The organism is Micromonospora sp. WMMA2032 (assembly GCF_002688545.1).
Taxonomy (GTDB): Bacteria; Actinomycetota; Actinomycetes; order Mycobacteriales; family Micromonosporaceae; genus Micromonospora; species Micromonospora sediminicola.
The window spans coordinates 1,470,271-1,485,831 of the sequence record NZ_CP024052.1 but is presented as its reverse complement, the minus strand read 5'-3'; the positions used below and the strand labels follow the sequence as shown (position 1 = coordinate 1,485,831).

Sequence of the window (15,561 nt, the reverse complement as noted above, 5' to 3'; positions counted from 1 at the left end):
CCTCCGACGACCCGACCGTGGAGGTTCCATGTCCGACACCCCGACCCGCGACGAGATGTGGGCGCTCACCCACGCCGAGCGTGCCGCCCTCGCCGACGACCTGGCCGCGCTCGACCCGGCGCGGTGGGCGCAGCCTTCGCTGTGCGGCCGCTGGACGGTCGAGGAGGTGGTCGCGCACCTCACCGCCGCGGCGAGCGTCGGCCGGGCCCGCTGGGTGGCCAGCGTGCTCGGCGCCCGGTTCGACTTCGACCGGCACAACGACCGCCGGCTGGCGGAGCACCGGGGCGCCGATCCGGGGGAGACGCTCGACCGGTTCCGCCGGGTTCTCGGCAGCACCACGTCGACGTTCGGGCCGACCGAGGCCTGGCTCGGTGAGGTGATCGTGCACGCCCAGGACATCCGGCGTCCGCTCGGCCTGGACCGGACGCCGCCGGTCGAGGCGGTCACGCCGGTCGCCGCCTTCTACGCGAGGCGGGACTTCACCGTGGCCGGGCGCAGCGCCGTCGACGGCCTGCGGATCGAGGCGACCGACGGTCCCTTCGCCGCCGGAGCCGGCCCGTTGGTCAGCGGCACCACGCTGGCGCTGACCATGGCGATGGCGGGCCGGGTCGCCTACTGTGACGACCTCACCGGGCCCGGCCTGCCCACCCTGCGGGAGCGCTGCGCCACGGCCTGACGGCACGCGAGCCGGTGGATGCCGGCGCAGGAGAGCAAGCCGGATGGTCGAGGTCAGCCGGGCGGCGATCGTGGTGACGCTCGACGCCCTGCGCTGAGCCGACGGACGAGCCGGGGAGCATACTCAGTATGCTCCCGCGCATGCCTCCCTCGCGTCGCCGCCTGACCCTGGTCGCCCCCCTCGCCGGCTTCCTGCTCGGCTTCCTCGACTTCGTCTGGATCAGGTGGGTGCCGTACCCGCTCGCCGAACTCGGCAACTCCACCGCCGTCTGGGCGGTCGCCGCGTTCGCGCTCGGCTGGTGGGTCCGGTGCGGCGCGGTGCGGGCCGCCGTGGCCGCCGCCGTGTTGCTGGTGGTCGCGGTGCCGAGCTACTACCTGGCGGCCACGCTGCTCCAGGGCGACGACCTCGCCGTGGTCGCGGCACCCAGCTCGCTGCTCTGGATGGTGCTCGGGGTGCTCGCCGGCGTGGTGTTCGGCCCGGCCGGCACCTGGGCCCGCGCCGACGGGTGGCGGGGCGTGCTCGGCGTCGCGCTGCCGGCGGCCGTGTTCGTCGAGGAGGCGCTGCGCTTCGTCGGTCGGGCGCGGTCCGGCTACCCGGGCGGATGGTGGAACGTCCCGATCGACCTGGCGCTCGCCGCGCTGCTGGTCGTGCTCGTCGGGCGTACCGCCCGGACGCGGCTGCTCGCGGCGGCCGTGGCGCTGCCACTGGCCGCCGTCGGCGCGTTGGTGTTCGCCGTCGTTTTCGGGTGACGCCGCCGCGCACCGATTGACTTTCGATAGCTAGACGCCGAAACTCGATATATGAACGATCTCGACGTGCTGGTTGTCGGCGCCGGACTGGCCGGGCTGCACACCGCCACGCTGCTCGCCCGGCACGGCCACGACGTGCTGCTGGTCGACCGGCGACCCACCCTGGCCGGCGCGATCCGCACCACCGGGATCTTCGTCCGCCGCACGCTCGACGACTTCCCGCTGCCCGAGGACTGCCTCGGCCCGCCCATCCGGCGCGTCGTGCTCTACCCGCCCGGGCTGCGCCGCCCGGTGACGCTGGACAGCGGGCGCGACGAGTACCGCGTCGGCGACATGGCGGGGCTCTACACGGCAGCCGCGCACGCCGCCGCCGACGCCGGCGTGCGGATCGCGCTCGGCACCCGCTACACCGGCCGGCGGGCCGACGCCCTCGCGCTGCACGGGCCCGACGGGCCGGTCGAGGTCCGCGCCCGGTTCGTCGTCGGCGCCGACGGCGCCCGTTCCCGGGTGGCCCGCGACCTGCGCCTGGACCGCAACCGCCACCTGCTGGTCGGCGCCGAGGAGGTCTTCGGGGTTCCCGCCGGCGAGGGTCCACCCACGTTCCACTGCGTGCTCGACCCCACGCTCGCACCCGGCTACCTGGCCTGGGTCGTCAACGACGGGCGGCACGCCCACGTCGGCGTCGCCGGCTACCCCGACCGCTTCCCCGGCGGGCTCCGGCACGCGCTGCGGCGGTTCGCCGCGACGGCCCCGGGACTGCCCGGCGCGGGCCGACCCGAGCGGGTCGAGCGGCGCGGCGGGCCGATCCCGGTCGGCGGGCTGCTGCGCCGCATCGGCTGCCCGGACGGACTGCTGGTGGGCGACGCGGCGGGCGCGGTCAGCCCGCTCACCGCCGGCGGCCTCGACCCGTGCCTGCGGCTGTCCGCGCACGCCGCGGACGTCCTCGACGAGGCGTTGCGCACGGGCCGCCCCGAAGCCGTGCGCCGCTACGACGGCGCGGCCCTGCGGGCCCGCTTCCGGGGCCGGCTGACGCTGCGCCGGGGACTGGCCCAGGTGCGCACGCCGGCCGTCGCGACGGCGGCGTTCACCCTCCTGCGGACGCCGATCGGGCGCGCCGCGGCCCGGGGTGTGCTGTTCGGGGACCGGTCGTTCCCCACCCCGTGACGGTCAGGGGATCGGCCACTCGTGCACCGGACGGTTGCTGTGCATCAGGTCCACGTAGTGGCGGACCACCTCCCGCAACGCGGCCGGCCGGTCCAGGTGGTCGGCGGACTCCAACCGGTGCAACGTCTCCACCTGCCAGGTCGCGCCGTTGCGGCCGGTCAGGCAGCGCTGCTCGACGATGCCGAGCAGTCGGTCCCGCTCCACCGGGTCCAGGCCCCAGCGGTCGAGCCCGTGGTGGGCCAGCGGCAGCAACCGGCGCAGCACCAGCTCGGTCACCGGCAGGTAGCCCAGGCCGGGCCAGAACACCTGGGCGTCGATGCCGTGCCGGGCGCAGGCGTTGAAGTTCTCCTCGGCGGCGCTGAACGACATCTGGGACCAGAGCGGGCGGTCCGACTCGGCCAGCGCCCGGACCACGCCGAAGTAGAACGCGCCGTTGGCGACCGTGTCCAGCACGGTCGGCCCGGCCGGCAGCACCCGGTTCTCCACCCGCAGGTGCGGGCGGCCCCGCAGCACGTCGTAGACCGGCCGGTTCCAGCGGTAGATGGTGCCGTTGTGCAGGCGCAGCTCGGCGAGCTTCGGCACCCCGCCGCTGTGCAGCGTGGTCGCCGGGTCCTCCGGGTCGCAGACCGGCAGCAACGCCGGGAAGTAGCGCACGTTCTCCTCGAACAGGTCGAACACCGACGTGATCCAGCGTTCCCCGAACCACACCCGCGGGCGTACCCCCTGGGCCTTGATCTCCTCCGCCCGGGTGTCGGTGGCCTGCTGGAACAGCGGGACCCGGGTCTCCCGCCACAGCTCCCGGCCGAAGAACAGCGGGGAGTTCGCGCCGAGGGCCACCTGGATGCCGGCGACCGCCTGGGCGGCGTTCCAGTAGTCGGCGAACTGCGCCGGGCTGACCTGAAGATGGAACTGGGTGCTGGTGCAGGCGGCCTCGGGCGTGATGGTGTCGGCGGTGGTGGCCAGCCGCTCCACCCCGCTGATCGCGATCGGCAGGTCCTCGCCCCGGGCGGCGAAGATCTGCTCGTTGAGCAGCGCGTAGCGCGGGTTGGCCGACAGCGAGGACGCGGTCAGGTGCTCCGGGCGCAGCGTCGGCAGGATGCCGATCATGACCATGTGCGCGCCGACGGTGCGGGCCTTCTCCTCGGCGGCGTTGAGGCTGGCCCGCACGTGCTCCTCGAACTGGGCGGTGCCGGTGCCGGCGAGCCGGCGCGGCGCAACGTTGATCTCCACGTTGAACTGGCCCAGCTCGGTCTGGAACGCCGGGTCGGCGATCGCCTCCAGCGCGTCGGCGTTGCGCATCGCCGGGTCGAACCCGTCGTCGACCAGGTTCAGCTCGATCTCCAGCCCGGTCATCGGCCGTTCCACGTCGAACCGGGACTCGCGCAGCATTTCGGCGAAGACGTCGAGGCACCGCCGTACCTTGTCGCGGTAGCGGGCCCGGTCCTCCCGGCTGAAGGTGCGCACGCCGACGTCCTCGCCCATGGTCACCACCCTGTCACCGTTGGTCCTCCCAACCTCGCACGGAGCGGCGGGTCAGGAAAGGCCTGAAGGACCTTTTCTGTACCCCGTGCCGCCCCCGCTGATCCCCGGTGGTAAGGAAGGGCCCCCTCTTAACGCCTCGTGCATAGGCGGGGCCCCCTTTTAACACCTGGTCACCGGGCGGCCGGCTACCATGGGCCGCCGGCCGAAGGGGGAGTGTTGATGCGCGACGGGTGGATCCGGGCGTTCGTGTGGGCGGCGATCGCCGAGGCGTGCTCGTGGGCGGCGCTGCTGGCCGGCATGGCGGTCAAGTACGGGCCGCCGCGCGACGAGATCGGCGTGCAGATCTTCGGCCCGATCCACGGCGGGCTCTTCGTGGCGTACGGGCTGCTGGCGCTCGTGGTGGCCCGGCGCCGCCGCTGGTCGCTGGTGCAGACCGGGCTGGCGCTGGCCAGCGCCGTGCCCCCGTTCGCCACCGTGCTGTTCGAGCGCTGGGCCCGTCGCCGTGGCCTCCTCGCCGCTCCCGCCGTGCCCGCCGAGCCCCCGCTCACCCGCGTCGGTGGTTAACAAGGGGCCCCGCCTCTACCGCAGGCGTTAAAAGGGGGCCCTTCCTTTCAGGTCAGGGCGGAGCAGGCGGCGACGCCGAGCACCAGCACCGCGCCGAGCGCCGCCTGCAGCAGCAGCGCCGGCCCGAGGTGCGACCAGAGCGTCGCGGTACGCGGGGTGAGCAGCTGCCCGGTGGTGAGGTTGACGATCCGCTCGATCCGGGGCGGCAGGTCGCCGTCGCGCTGCGGGCGCAGCGTGAGCTGGACGTGGTCGCCCGGGTGCAGCGCGCTCTGCGGCAGGTGGCCGTGCAGCTCGACCTCGACCAGCCGGTCGGCGGCGTCGCGCACCCGGACCGGGGTGACCAGGAACTCCGGCCCCTTCTTGAGCTCCTTGAAGCTGCGCCGGGCGCCTCCGCCACCGTTGCTGAGCAACGCGCGCACCACCCGCAGCAGCAGCCCCACCACCCCGGCCGCGGTCAGCACCGCCACCAGCGCCGGCTGTCCCACCCGGACCTCCCGGGCGTAACCCTCCATCAGCCGCACCAGGCGCCCGGTGACGATGCGTTCCGTCGGCCGGACGACGCGTCGGGTGTGCAGCTCCGTGTCCATGTTCACCACCGAGAGTTCCGTTCCGTGCACAGATGGTATCGGTCCTTCGGGTTGAACGACGTGAATGAACGGCGGTCACGCCCCACCGGTGGAAGGTGACATCGGCCGGGGCGCGGGTATGCGTGCGGCCGAGCTGGAAAGGGGTCGAGCATGCAGCTGTCCTTCCTGCGCCCGCTCTACGACCGTCCCGGGCCCTGGTGCTCGGTGTATCTGGACGCCTCCCGGGACACCCACGACGCCCGTCCGCAGGTCGACCTGCGATGGCGCGCCCTCAAGGGGAACCTGTTGGCCCAGGGCGCCGATCCGGTCACCGTCGAGGCGGTGGAGGAGGTGGTCCGCCGGCACGACCCGATGCCGGGCGACTACGGCATCGCGGTCTTCGCCACCCGGGGTCGGGTGGTGCTCACCGAGTACCTCTCCGCGCCGCCGCTGCGGGACCTGGCCACCTGGTCCGCCCTGCCGCACACCATGCCGCTCGTCGCCCAACGGGGCGAACAGGTGGCCTGGGTGCGGGTGCTGGCCGACCGCACCGGCGCGGACGCGATGGCGGTCAGCGCCGGTGGGGTGCCCCGACGGGCCCAGGTGGCCGGTGGGCAGAGCCGGCAGCTGCGGCGCGTGCAGCCCGGCGGTTGGTCGCAGTCCCGCTACCAGCGGGCCGCCATGGAGGCCTGGCACCAGAACGCCGGCGACGCCGCGGCGGCCACGGCCGACCTGGCCGAGCGGGTGGGCGCCGACGTGGTCGTCGTCGCCGGGGACGTCCGGGCCACCGGGATGATCGCCGCCCAGCTGCCCGAGCGGTGGCAGGACGTGCTGGTCCGCACCGACGCCGGATCCCGCGACCCGGGCGCGGACGACACGCTGATGGACGACATCACGGTGCAGACGGTCGCCGAGGTCGCCGACCGTCGGATCGCCGCCGCGCTCGACCGGTTCGGCGTGCAGGAGGACGTCGGCGCCGGCCTCGACGCGGTCGTCGCCGCGCTGCAACGCAACCAGGTCGACACCATGCTGATCGTCGACGACGCCTCCGCCGACGGCGAGCTGTGGGTCGGGCCCGAGCCGACCGAGATCGCCACCGACCCGGCGCAGCTGGCCGGCATGTCGGTGGCCGACCCGCAGAGGGTACGCGCCGACGCCGCGCTGCTGCGCGCGCTGATCGGCACCGACGCCGACGTGACGGTGCTCGCGCCGGAGGAGGCGCCGGAGCTGACCGACGGGGTCGGCGCGGTGCTGCGCTACGTCGACGCCGGCACCCCGGGGCGGGGCGATGGCTGAGCGTACCGTCGCCGATCTGGTGGTCGAACGCCTGCGGGCCTGGCGGGTGCCGCGGGCCTTCGGCTATCCCGGCGCGGCGATCGCGCCGATGCTGGCCGCGCTGGACGAGGCGGGCGGGGACCCGGAGTTCGTCCCCGCCCGGCACGAGGAGACCGCCGCGTTCATGGCCACCGGGCACGCCAAGTTCACCGGCGGCATCGGGGTGTGCCTGGCCACCCAGGGCCCCAGCGCGGTGCACCTGCTCAACGGCCTCTACGACGCCAAGCTGGACAGCAAGCCGGTGGTGGCGATCATCGGCGAGGACGTCAGCGGCCCGCTCGGCGGCGCGCACGAGGAGATCGGCCTGGGCCGGCTCTTCGGCGACGTGTGCAACCAGTTCGTCCGCTACGGCCGCAGCCCGGAGCAGGTGCCGGCGCTGCTGGACCAGGCGTTCCGCACCGCGGCGGCCACCCGCAGCCCGACCTGCGTGGTGCTGCCGCGGGCCCTGCAGGTGACGGTCGTGCCGGACCTGCTGCCGCAGACCGCCGGTGTGGTCACCGCGACGCCCGGCGAACCGCTGGCCCGGGTGCTGCCCCACGAGGCCGACCTGGACGCCGCCGCCGCGCTGCTGGGCACCGGGGCGCGGGTGGCCCTCCTGGTCGGTCAGGGCGCGCACGGCGCGGAGGAGGAGATCGTCGCGCTCGCCGACCGGCTCGGCGCCGGCGTGGCCACGTCGTTGCTCGGCAAGCCGGTGCTGGACGAGCGGCTGCCCTTCCACACCGGGGTGCTCGGTGAGGTCGGCACCACGGCCGCCGCGCAGCTGATGGGCGGCTGCGACACGCTGCTGATGGTCGGCACCAACGACCCGTGGACCGACTGGTTCCCGCTGGTCGGTCAGGTCCGCACCATCCAGATCGACATCGACGGCCGGCGGATCGGCACCCGCTACCCGGTCGACGTGCCGCTGGTCGGCGACGCCGCCGAGACGCTGCGCGCGTTGCTGACCCGGGTGCCGGAGCGGCGCAACGGGCAGTGGCGGGGCGTGGTGGAGAGGTCGGTGGACCGGTGGCGGGAGGCCGCCGCGGAGCGCGCCGCCGCCCCGGCCGAGCCGGTCAACCCGCAGCTCGTGCTCCGCGAGCTGTCGGCCCGGCTGCCCCAGCGGGCCTCGGTCGCCGTCGACGTCGGCTCGGTCGTCTACTGGTACGCCCGGCACCTGGAACTGCCCCCGGGCGTGCAGGCCCGGCTCTGCGGCACGCTCGGCTCGATGGGCTGCGCCCTGCCCTACGCGGTGGCCGCCAAGCTGGCCCGACCGGACGAGCCGGTGATCGCGCTGCTCGGCGACGGTGCGATGCAGCTCAACGGCCTGGCCGAGCTGATCACGGTGGCGCACCACTGGACCGAGTGGCGGGACCCGCGGCTGGTGGTGCTGGTGCTGAACAACCGGGACCAGTCCGGCGTGGGCGGGGGACGGCCGCCGGGCGTTCTCGCCGACCGGCGTGCCGCCGTGCCGTACGCCGGGTGGGCCCGACTGCTCGGGCTGCACGGCGTCCGGGTGGACCGGCCGGAACTGGTCGGCGCGGCCTGGGACGAGGTGTTGGCGGCGGACCGGCCGAGCGTGCTGGAGGCGGTGGTCGACCCGGCCGTGGCGCTGGACGTGCCGGAGCCGGCGTTGGCGGACCTGCGCGGCCTGGTGGCCGACGGGGACGCCGCGCGCCGGGTGCGGGAGCGGGTGAACCAGACCGAGGCCATCGCGGCGGAGGACCTCGTTTAGCCAGCTCACGTCAGGGCACTGCCTCGAGGCAGTCACCTCAGGAGGTCAGATGCCCGCCGCCCCCACCGACCGTCGCTACGGCCCCGCCCCGCTGCCCGGGCCACGCGGGCCGGTCTCCGCCGCCCTGCTCGACGCGCTGCGCGCGGCGCCCGGCGACCTGCCGGCCGGGCTGGGCGTCGAGTTCGGGGCGGTGGCCGAGCCGCTGGTCGACGAGGACCTCCAGCTCACCCTCTTTCTCTGCTACGAGTTGCACTACCGGGGCTGGCGGGGGGTCGCCGACGACTGGGAGTGGGAACCCTCGCTGCTGGCCCTGCGGGCGCGGGCCGAGCGGCCGTTCGAGGCGGCGCTGCGCCGGCTGGCCGGGCCGCTGCCGGCGGTGCTGCCGGCGGCGCTGCCGGGCGCGCTGACCGACCTGGTGGCGGCCGACGACGGTCCGCCGCTCGCCGCCACGCTGCAACGCCGGGCCGACCTCGACCAGTTCCGCGAGTTCGTCACCCACCGCTCGATCTACCACCTGCGGGAGGCCGACCCGCACAGCTGGGCCCTGCCCCGGCTCGGCGGCGCGGCCAAGGCCGCGCTCGTGGAGATCCAGATGGACGAGTACGGCAACGGCCGGCTGGACCGGATGCACGCCGAGTTGTTCCGCGCCACCATGGAGCGGCTCGACCTGGACACCGGCTACGGCGTCCACCTGGACCGGGTCCCGGCGGTCACGTTGGCGACCAACAACCTGATGTCGCTGTTCGGCCTGCACCGGCGGCTGCGTGGGGCGCTGCTCGGACACCTGGCCGCGTACGAGATGACCTCGTCGCTGCCGAACCGTCGCTACGGCAACGGGCTGCGGCGGCTCGGTGTCGACGCGGTGGCCACCCGCTTCTACGACGAGCACGTCGAGGCCGACGCGGTGCACGAGCAGATCGCCGCGTACGACCTGTGCGGCGGGCTGGTCCGCGCGGAGCCGGCCCTCGCCGCCGACGTGCTGTTCGGGGCGGCCGCGGCGCTGGCGGTGGACCGTCTCTTCGCCGACCACGTGCTCTCCGCCTGGTCCGCCGGCGGTTCGTCGCTGCGCTCGCCGGACCGGGCTCTCGCCGCCGCGTGACCAAGTGTTAAGAGGGGCCCCTTCCTCTACCGGAGGCGTTAAGAAGGGGCCCTTCCTTAACCGCGGAAGCCGGCGACCTTGTGCGTGCCGTCGCAGAACGGTTTGATCGCGCTCTTGCCGCACCGGCAGAGCGCGATCGTGCCCCGGCGCGTCTCGATCGGTTCCCCGTCCGGGGTCACCAGCGCGAAGTCGCCGCGCACCAGCAGCGGTCCGTCCCGGTACGGGGTGATGGTCGCGGCCGGGGTGCTCTCGTCGTCGGGCATGCGCGGTGCAGTGCCCGTCCCGGTCCGGCCCAAACCCGCTCCCACGTGCCGTTGCGTCCACGGCGGCGGGGGAGCGGCGCGACGGCGTACCTGGGTGTCCCGGGCGGTGCGGTCGCCCGAGCGGGCGTTGGTCCGCGCCGTGGGGAGATGCCCCGTTTAGACCACAGAGGGACGGGAAGCCGGCCCGCGTGGTGAGCGAACGAGCACAGTCGGGACCGGCGACCGGCGCCGGGCTGCCCGGTGACCGGGTGGTGGCGGCGGGCAGCGCCGCCCGGCTCCTGGTGGCCGCCACCGCCCGGGCGCTGCGCGGCGACGACTGCGGCGACCTCGGCCACCCCGCGGCGCTGTCCCGGCTCCCCGGCACGCCCGAGCCGGTGCGCCGCGCCGCCGCCGGCCGCGCGGCCGGTCGGGCCGCGTTGAGCGCCGCCCAGGTGGCCCGGGTCGACGCCGAACGGGTGGCCGGCTGGTTCGTCGAGCAGTACCCGGACCGGCGCTGGCCCGGAGCGGTGCTCGGTTCACCGCACGGCGCGGCGGCCCACCTCGCGGTGGCGCTCGGCGTGCCCTGGCTGCCGGCGGGGTTCGAACTCGCGGCGACCTGGAGCCGGGGCGCGGTGGACCGCCCGGACCGGGCGTACGACCACGGCGCCGCGCTGGCCGGGCGACTGCTCGCCGGCAACCCCCGGCTGCACGTGCGGCAGGTGCACTGCCCGGCCAGCCGGGGCGTGGCGGCCGGCGCCACCGTGACCCTCACCGCCCGCTGGCGCACGCTGCCCACGGCGTACGCGGGGTTCCTGGCCGACCGGCTGGAACCGGCGGCGCCGGTGCTGCTGCTGCACGACGCGCGCACGTGGCCGGTGCGGGACACCGGCGACGGGCACAGCTTCCAGGCCGGCTGCCCGACCAGTGGGCTGGACCCGTTCGACTTCCACCCGGACGCGCACGGGCTGCGCCAGGTGCTGCGCGCGGCCGGCGGCGAGGAGACGCGCTGGGCCGCGCCGGAGGTCACGCTGCCGGCCGCGTTCGCCGCACACGGCGTGGAGTCCGGTTTCGAGCACGCCGCCCGGGAGTGGGGCGACCGGCACGGGCACCCGCTGCACCGGGTGGTGGTGCCGCAGCCGGACGCGCTCAGCGCGGCGACCGCCGACCTGTACCGCCGGTGGCTGCGCCGGGCCGGCAAGACCGGCGACCGGCTGGTCGTGGAGTGCGGCCGGCTGCTCGACCCGGGGCAGGTGCTGCGGGCCGGCCTGGTGCCCTACTGGTGCGAGAACGCCACCCGCCGCCGGGTCGAGGGCGCGGAGTGGTGGCTGGCCGGCAGCGAGCCGTTCACGTCGGTGGACGTGCTGCCGGAACCGCCCGGGCTCCGCTCGCCCGCGCTCGCCGGGCTGCCCCAGTGGCTCGCGGTGGCGGGCTTCGGGCGGCGCCGGCGGGCCCTCGACCGGGGCGCGGCCCGCGGCTACCCGGTCACCTCGGTTCCCACCCGACGTGCCACGGAGGTGTTGCGCAACCAGCCCTGCGACCTGCCCGCGCCGCCGCCGCTGCGGATGGCCGAGGCCCTCGCCGCGCTCCGGGACTCCGGCGCGCACCAGGGTCTGCTGGTCTGCTGAGCGCGGCGCCCGCGCCGGCGGCCCCGGCCGGCCGGCCAACCTGGCGAAACATCCTCGCGATCCTGCGGTCCGTGATTGAGTACCTACGGAGCGGGAAGACCGCTCGCCGCGGAACGGCCCACGACGCCGTGCGGCGGGCAGCCACCGCTTTCGACGTGTCCGTCACGTAACCAACTTCCTCACCCGGTGCGTGGTCCGACCACGCGCACGACCGGTTCCGACCGGGCGGGGGGATCTTCGGCGAGGGAGGCGCGGATGTTCGGTCAGACCACCACGACACCCACCCCACCGACCAACGAGCGGGGTCTGGAGGACCTCGACGCGGCGGCGCTCGCGTACGCGGCCCGGATCGAGGGGCTGCCACCCGAGCGGCGGCAGGAGGCGCGGGACGACCTGGTCCGCTTCGCGTTGCCGTTCGCCGGCCGGCTGGCCCGCCGCTACCGGGGACGCGGGGAACCGCTGGAGGATCTGGAGCAGGTGGCCCGGCTCGGTCTGGTCAACGCCGTCGACCGGTACGACCCGGAGCGGGGTTCGTTCACCGCGTACGCGGCCATCACCATCGTCGGCGAGATCAAACGCCACTTCCGGGACCGCACCTGGGGCGTGCACGTGCCACGCCGGCTGCGCGACCTGATCCTGGAGGTGGGGCAGGCGACGGCGACGTTGACCAGCGAGCTGTCCCGGGCCCCGTCCGTGGCCGAGCTGGCGGAACGGCTGGAGACGCCGGAGGAGGAGATCCTCGCCGCGCTGGAGTCGGCCGCCGGCTACAGCCCGGCCTCGCTCAACGCGCCGGTCGGTGGGGAGAGCTCGGCCGAGTTCGGCGACCTGGTCGGCGAGTCCGACAACGCGCTGGAGTCGGTCGACGACCGGGTGACGGTCAGCGGCCTGCTGCACCGGTTGCCCTGGCGGGAGCGGCGGATCCTGGCCATGCGCTTCTACGGCAACCAGACCCAGGCGGAGATCGCCGCCCGCTTCGGCATCTCGCAGATGCACGTCTCCCGCCTGCTGTCCCGGGCGCTGACCTGGCTGCGCCAGGCGATGCTCGCCGACGCCCCGCCGCCGTGGCAGAACGGCACGGCCGAGACCGAACCGGCGAAGGCCCGGATCTCGGTGCGGCAGAACGGCGACCGGGTGGTCGTCGAGGTCGGCGGTGAGGTGGACCGGGCCGGCGCGGACCAGTTGCGCCGGGCGATGCTGGAGGCGGTCACCGGGCAGCCCCGCGAGGTCATCGTCGACCTGGTCGGCGCGGGCGGCTTCGACGCCGGCGGGATCGCCGCCCTGATGGCCGGCCGGGACGCCGCCGTGCGGACCGGGGTGCCGCTGCGGCTGACCCGGGTGCAGCCCGCGGTACGCCGTTCGCTGGCCGCCGCCGGCCTGCCCGCCGCCGACTGACGCGCATACGCGACGCCGGCTCCCGAACGGGGAGCCGGCGTTCGGCGTACCCGGGACGGGGGCCGGCGCCCGACGCGGCCGGCCCCCGTCCCGCTCAGTTCTCCCGGGTGTCGCCGTGCCCGCGCGGGTGTCGCCACCGGTCGTTCGGCGTATCCCCTCGCTCCGCGCCGAGGATGGTGTCCTCCGGCTCGTCGGTCTGGTCGAAGCTGGGTCGGATCACCCCCTCCGGCTCCGGCACGTCGACCGGCCGCGCGCCGGACTGTGGCGCGGGCTGGTACTCCACGGCCTCGCGGGCGCCGTGCGCGCCTTCCGCGGCCGGCGACTCCGGCACCCGCCGCTCGTGGTGTATCTCCTCCGCGAAGTGCTGCGGCGGCTTGGTGCTGCGCTGGGGCAGGTCCCGGCCGAGGTCGGAGACGAGCGGCCCGTACTTGGCGTCGAAGGCCGGCCGCTCGGAGCGGATCCGGGGCATCCGGTCGAAGTTGCGCAGCGGCGGCGGGCAGGTGGTGGCCCACTCCAGCGAGTTGCCGAAGCCCCACGGGTCGTCCACCGTGACCATGGCGCCGTAGCGCCACGACTTCCACACGTTGTAGATGAAGAACAGCGTCGACGCGCCGAGGACGAACGAGCCCACGGTGGAGATCTCGTTCAGCACGGTGAAGCCGTCGCCGGGCAGGTAGTCGGCGTAGCGGCGCGGCATGCCCTCGTTGCCCAGCCAGTGCTGCACCAGGAAGGTGGCGTGGAAGCCGACGAACATCGTCCAGAAGTGGATCTTGCCGAGTCGTTCGTCGAGCAGTCGGCCGGTCATCTTCGGGAACCAGAAGTAGACCCCGCCGAACGCGGCGAACACGATGGTGCCGAAGAGCACGTAGTGGAAGTGCGCCACCACGAAGTACGAGTCGGTGACGTGGAAGTCCACCGGCGGGCTGGCCAACAGCACGCCGGTGAGGCCGCCGAGCAGGAACGTGACGAGGAAGCCGACCGCGAACAGCATCGGCGTCTCGAACGTGATCTGCCCCTTCCACATGGTGCCGATCCAGTTGAAGAACTTCACGCCGGTGGGCACCGCGATCAGGTAGCTGAGGATGCTGAAGAACGGCAGCAGCACCTGGCCGGTGGCGAACATGTGGTGCGCCCACACGCTCATCGACAGCACCGTGATGGCGACGGTGGCCAGGACCAGGCCGGTGTAGCCGAAGATCGGCTTACGGGAGAAGACCGGGATGATCTCGGTGATGATGCCGAAGAACGGCAGCGCCACGATGTAGACCTCGGGATGCCCGAAGAACCAGAACAGGTGCTGCCACAGCATCGGGCCGCCGGTGGTCGGGTCGTAGACGTGCGAGTGCAGGATCCGGTCCGAGGCGAGCGCGAACAGCGCGGCCGCCAGCAGGGGGAACACGAAGATCACCAGGACGCTGGTGAGCAGCATGTTCCAGGTGAAGATCGGCATCCGGAACATGGTCATGCCGGGCGCGCGCAGGGTCAGGATCGTGGTGATCAGGTTGACCGCGCCGAGGATCGTGCCGAGACCGGAGATGGCCAGGCCGACCACCCACATGTTCGCCCCGACGCCCGGGCTGTGCTGCGCGGTGCTCAGCGGCGTGTACGCGGTCCAACCGAAGTCCGCCGCACCCTGGGGGGTGACGAACCCCGCCATGACCATCGTGCCGCCGAACAGGTACAGCCAGTACGCGAACGCGTTCAGGCGTGGAAACGCCACGTCGGGTGCGCCGATCTGCAGCGGCACGATGTAGTTGCCGAACGCGAAGACCAGCGGGGTGGCGAACAGCAGCAGCATGATCGTGCCGTGCATGGTGAACATCTGGTTGTACTGCTCGGGAGAGAGGAACTGCATCCCCGGCCGGGCCAGCTCGGCCCGGATCACCAGGGCCAGCACGCCCCCGATCAGGAAGAAGACGAACGACGTGCTCAGGTAGAGCAGCCCGATCACCTTCGCGTCGGTGGTCCGCAGCAACCGCCACAGCGCGTTGCCCTTCACCGCCTCCCGGACGGGGCCGGGATATCCCCCGAACCGGGCCGGCGCGAGAATCGCGGGCCCCCGGTCTCGTGCCGGATCCGTGACTACCCGCTTGGGCATGGCATCTCACCCCGTGTGACGACAGACAGGACGGGCGCGCGTACCCGGCCCTCTGCCCATGTAACCAGGCGAGAGCGGAGAATTCGGTCAGTTCGCCGGGAGCATGGCCCAGACGACCTTGCCGGCGCCGACCGGCGTGCTGCCCCAGCGCTGGGCCAACTCGCGGACCAGCATCAGCCCTCGGCCCCCCTCCGCCCGCGGGTCACGGCCGGTCGCCGCCCGCGCGTCGGCCGGGCTGCCGTCGAGCACCGCCACCCGCAGGTACGGCCGCCGCAGGGTCAACGTGACCTGCATCGGGGTGCCGGCGTGCCGGACCACGTTGCCGACCAGCTCGCTGAGCACCAGCGACGCCGGGCCGGCCAGCTCCGGCACGTCCCACCGGCCGCACGCCTCGGTCACCAGCTCCCGGGCCCGCCGGCAGGCCCCGGCGACCGGCTCCAGCCGGGCCCGCAGCCGGGGCGACGCCGCCGTGCCGGCCAGCGCCGTGGCCTCGGCGCAGTCGCGGCGCACCGGCACCACCCGGCAGGCGGTCGTCTCGGCCAGCCACGCCGCCGTCGTCGGCGGGGGAGCGGAGAGGACCATCGGCACCGCCGGCCAGTCGGCGGCCCGCCGGGCCGCCGCGGCGAACACGGACAGCGCCAGCGGCTCGGTGACGTCGATCTCCTCCAGGTCGACCACGAGCGCGTCCGGCTGCTCGGCGAGGCACCGGTCCAGCACCTCGTGCACCGCGCGCATCGTGCCCAGGTCGAGCGCCCCGGCCAGCCGCACCACGGTGACCGGGGACTCGTCGCGGACCTCGCACCTGATCCGGGTCGACATCGGGCCCTCGCTTCTGTCCGTCGGGGAGAACTACGGACG

At 74.5% G+C, this 15,561-nt stretch carries 14 protein-coding genes; 9 read left to right on the top strand and 5 right to left on the bottom strand.

What is annotated here, in order from left to right:
- Positions 1-28 precede the first annotated feature (28 nt).
- The 3 genes from CO540_RS06215 to CO540_RS06205 all read left to right on the top strand — a co-directional run bounded on the left by CO540_RS06215 (position 29) and on the right by CO540_RS06205 (position 2,589).
- A complete protein-coding gene (locus CO540_RS06215) occupies positions 29-676 on the top strand; it encodes a maleylpyruvate isomerase family mycothiol-dependent enzyme (protein ID WP_099161289.1) in 648 nt (215 codons plus the stop codon).
- Positions 677-816: 140 nt separating this feature from the next.
- Positions 817-1,425: a DUF6518 family protein gene (locus CO540_RS06210; protein ID WP_253866494.1), complete on the top strand. Its 609-nt coding sequence runs from the start codon at positions 817-819 to the stop codon at positions 1,423-1,425.
- 51 nt (positions 1,426-1,476) lie between these two features.
- The gene (locus tag CO540_RS06205) at positions 1,477-2,589 is read left to right on the top strand and encodes an NAD(P)/FAD-dependent oxidoreductase (protein WP_099161287.1); all 1,113 of its coding nucleotides are present in this window, start codon (positions 1,477-1,479) and stop codon (positions 2,587-2,589) included.
- A 3-nt stretch (positions 2,590-2,592) separates the two neighbouring features.
- Here CO540_RS06205 and CO540_RS06200 read toward each other — a convergent pair whose 3' ends face one another.
- Positions 2,593-4,071: a glutamate--cysteine ligase gene (locus tag CO540_RS06200; protein ID WP_099164613.1), complete on the bottom strand. Its 1,479-nt coding sequence runs from the start codon at positions 4,069-4,071 to the stop codon at positions 2,593-2,595.
- A gap of 219 nt (positions 4,072-4,290) precedes the next feature.
- Between CO540_RS06200 and CO540_RS06195 the strand changes: the two genes are divergently transcribed.
- Positions 4,291-4,635 (top strand): DUF3817 domain-containing protein, encoded by a 345-nt coding sequence (locus CO540_RS06195; protein ID WP_099161286.1) that lies wholly within the window; start codon positions 4,291-4,293, stop codon positions 4,633-4,635.
- A gap of 47 nt (positions 4,636-4,682) precedes the next feature.
- On the opposite strand, the gene CO540_RS06190 is transcribed toward CO540_RS06195, so the two are convergent.
- On the bottom strand, positions 4,683-5,231 hold the full coding sequence (locus CO540_RS06190; RefSeq protein ID WP_172967992.1) for a hypothetical protein: 549 nt from the start codon (positions 5,229-5,231) through the stop codon (positions 4,683-4,685).
- A gap of 141 nt (positions 5,232-5,372) precedes the next feature.
- Between CO540_RS06190 and CO540_RS06185 the strand changes: the two genes are divergently transcribed.
- The 3 genes from CO540_RS06185 to CO540_RS06175 are packed head-to-tail and all read left to right on the top strand — an operon-like array spanning position 5,373 to position 9,346.
- Positions 5,373-6,497: a Vms1/Ankzf1 family peptidyl-tRNA hydrolase gene (locus CO540_RS06185; protein WP_099161285.1), complete on the top strand. Its 1,125-nt coding sequence runs from the start codon at positions 5,373-5,375 to the stop codon at positions 6,495-6,497.
- On the top strand, positions 6,490-8,247 hold the full coding sequence (locus tag CO540_RS06180) for a thiamine pyrophosphate-binding protein (RefSeq protein ID WP_099161284.1): 1,758 nt from the start codon (positions 6,490-6,492) through the stop codon (positions 8,245-8,247). The genes CO540_RS06185 and CO540_RS06180 overlap by 8 nt, the downstream gene beginning before the upstream one ends.
- A gap of 49 nt (positions 8,248-8,296) precedes the next feature.
- Positions 8,297-9,346: an iron-containing redox enzyme family protein gene (locus CO540_RS06175; protein ID WP_099161283.1), complete on the top strand. Its 1,050-nt coding sequence runs from the start codon at positions 8,297-8,299 to the stop codon at positions 9,344-9,346.
- 56 nt (positions 9,347-9,402) lie between these two features.
- Here CO540_RS06175 and CO540_RS06170 read toward each other — a convergent pair whose 3' ends face one another.
- Complete coding sequence (locus tag CO540_RS06170; RefSeq protein WP_099161282.1) at positions 9,403-9,609, bottom strand: CDGSH iron-sulfur domain-containing protein; 207 nt, start codon at positions 9,607-9,609, stop codon at positions 9,403-9,405.
- A 188-nt stretch (positions 9,610-9,797) separates the two neighbouring features.
- On the opposite strand from CO540_RS06170, the gene CO540_RS06165 reads away from it, so the two are divergent.
- The gene (locus tag CO540_RS06165; protein WP_099161281.1) at positions 9,798-11,213 is read left to right on the top strand and encodes a hypothetical protein; all 1,416 of its coding nucleotides are present in this window, start codon (positions 9,798-9,800) and stop codon (positions 11,211-11,213) included.
- Between the two features lie 255 nt (positions 11,214-11,468).
- Positions 11,469-12,605, top strand: coding sequence for a SigB/SigF/SigG family RNA polymerase sigma factor (locus CO540_RS06160; protein ID WP_099161280.1), 1,137 nt, complete (start codon positions 11,469-11,471; stop codon positions 12,603-12,605).
- A 94-nt stretch (positions 12,606-12,699) separates the two neighbouring features.
- Here CO540_RS06160 and ctaD read toward each other — a convergent pair whose 3' ends face one another.
- Positions 12,700-14,703, bottom strand: a complete 2,004-nt coding sequence (gene ctaD, locus CO540_RS06155) for a cytochrome c oxidase subunit I (protein ID WP_099161279.1) — start codon at positions 14,701-14,703, stop codon at positions 12,700-12,702.
- Between the two features lie 87 nt (positions 14,704-14,790).
- Positions 14,791-15,522, bottom strand: coding sequence for an ATP-binding protein (locus CO540_RS06150; protein ID WP_099161278.1), 732 nt, complete (start codon positions 15,520-15,522; stop codon positions 14,791-14,793).
- Positions 15,523-15,561: the final 39 nt, after the last annotated feature.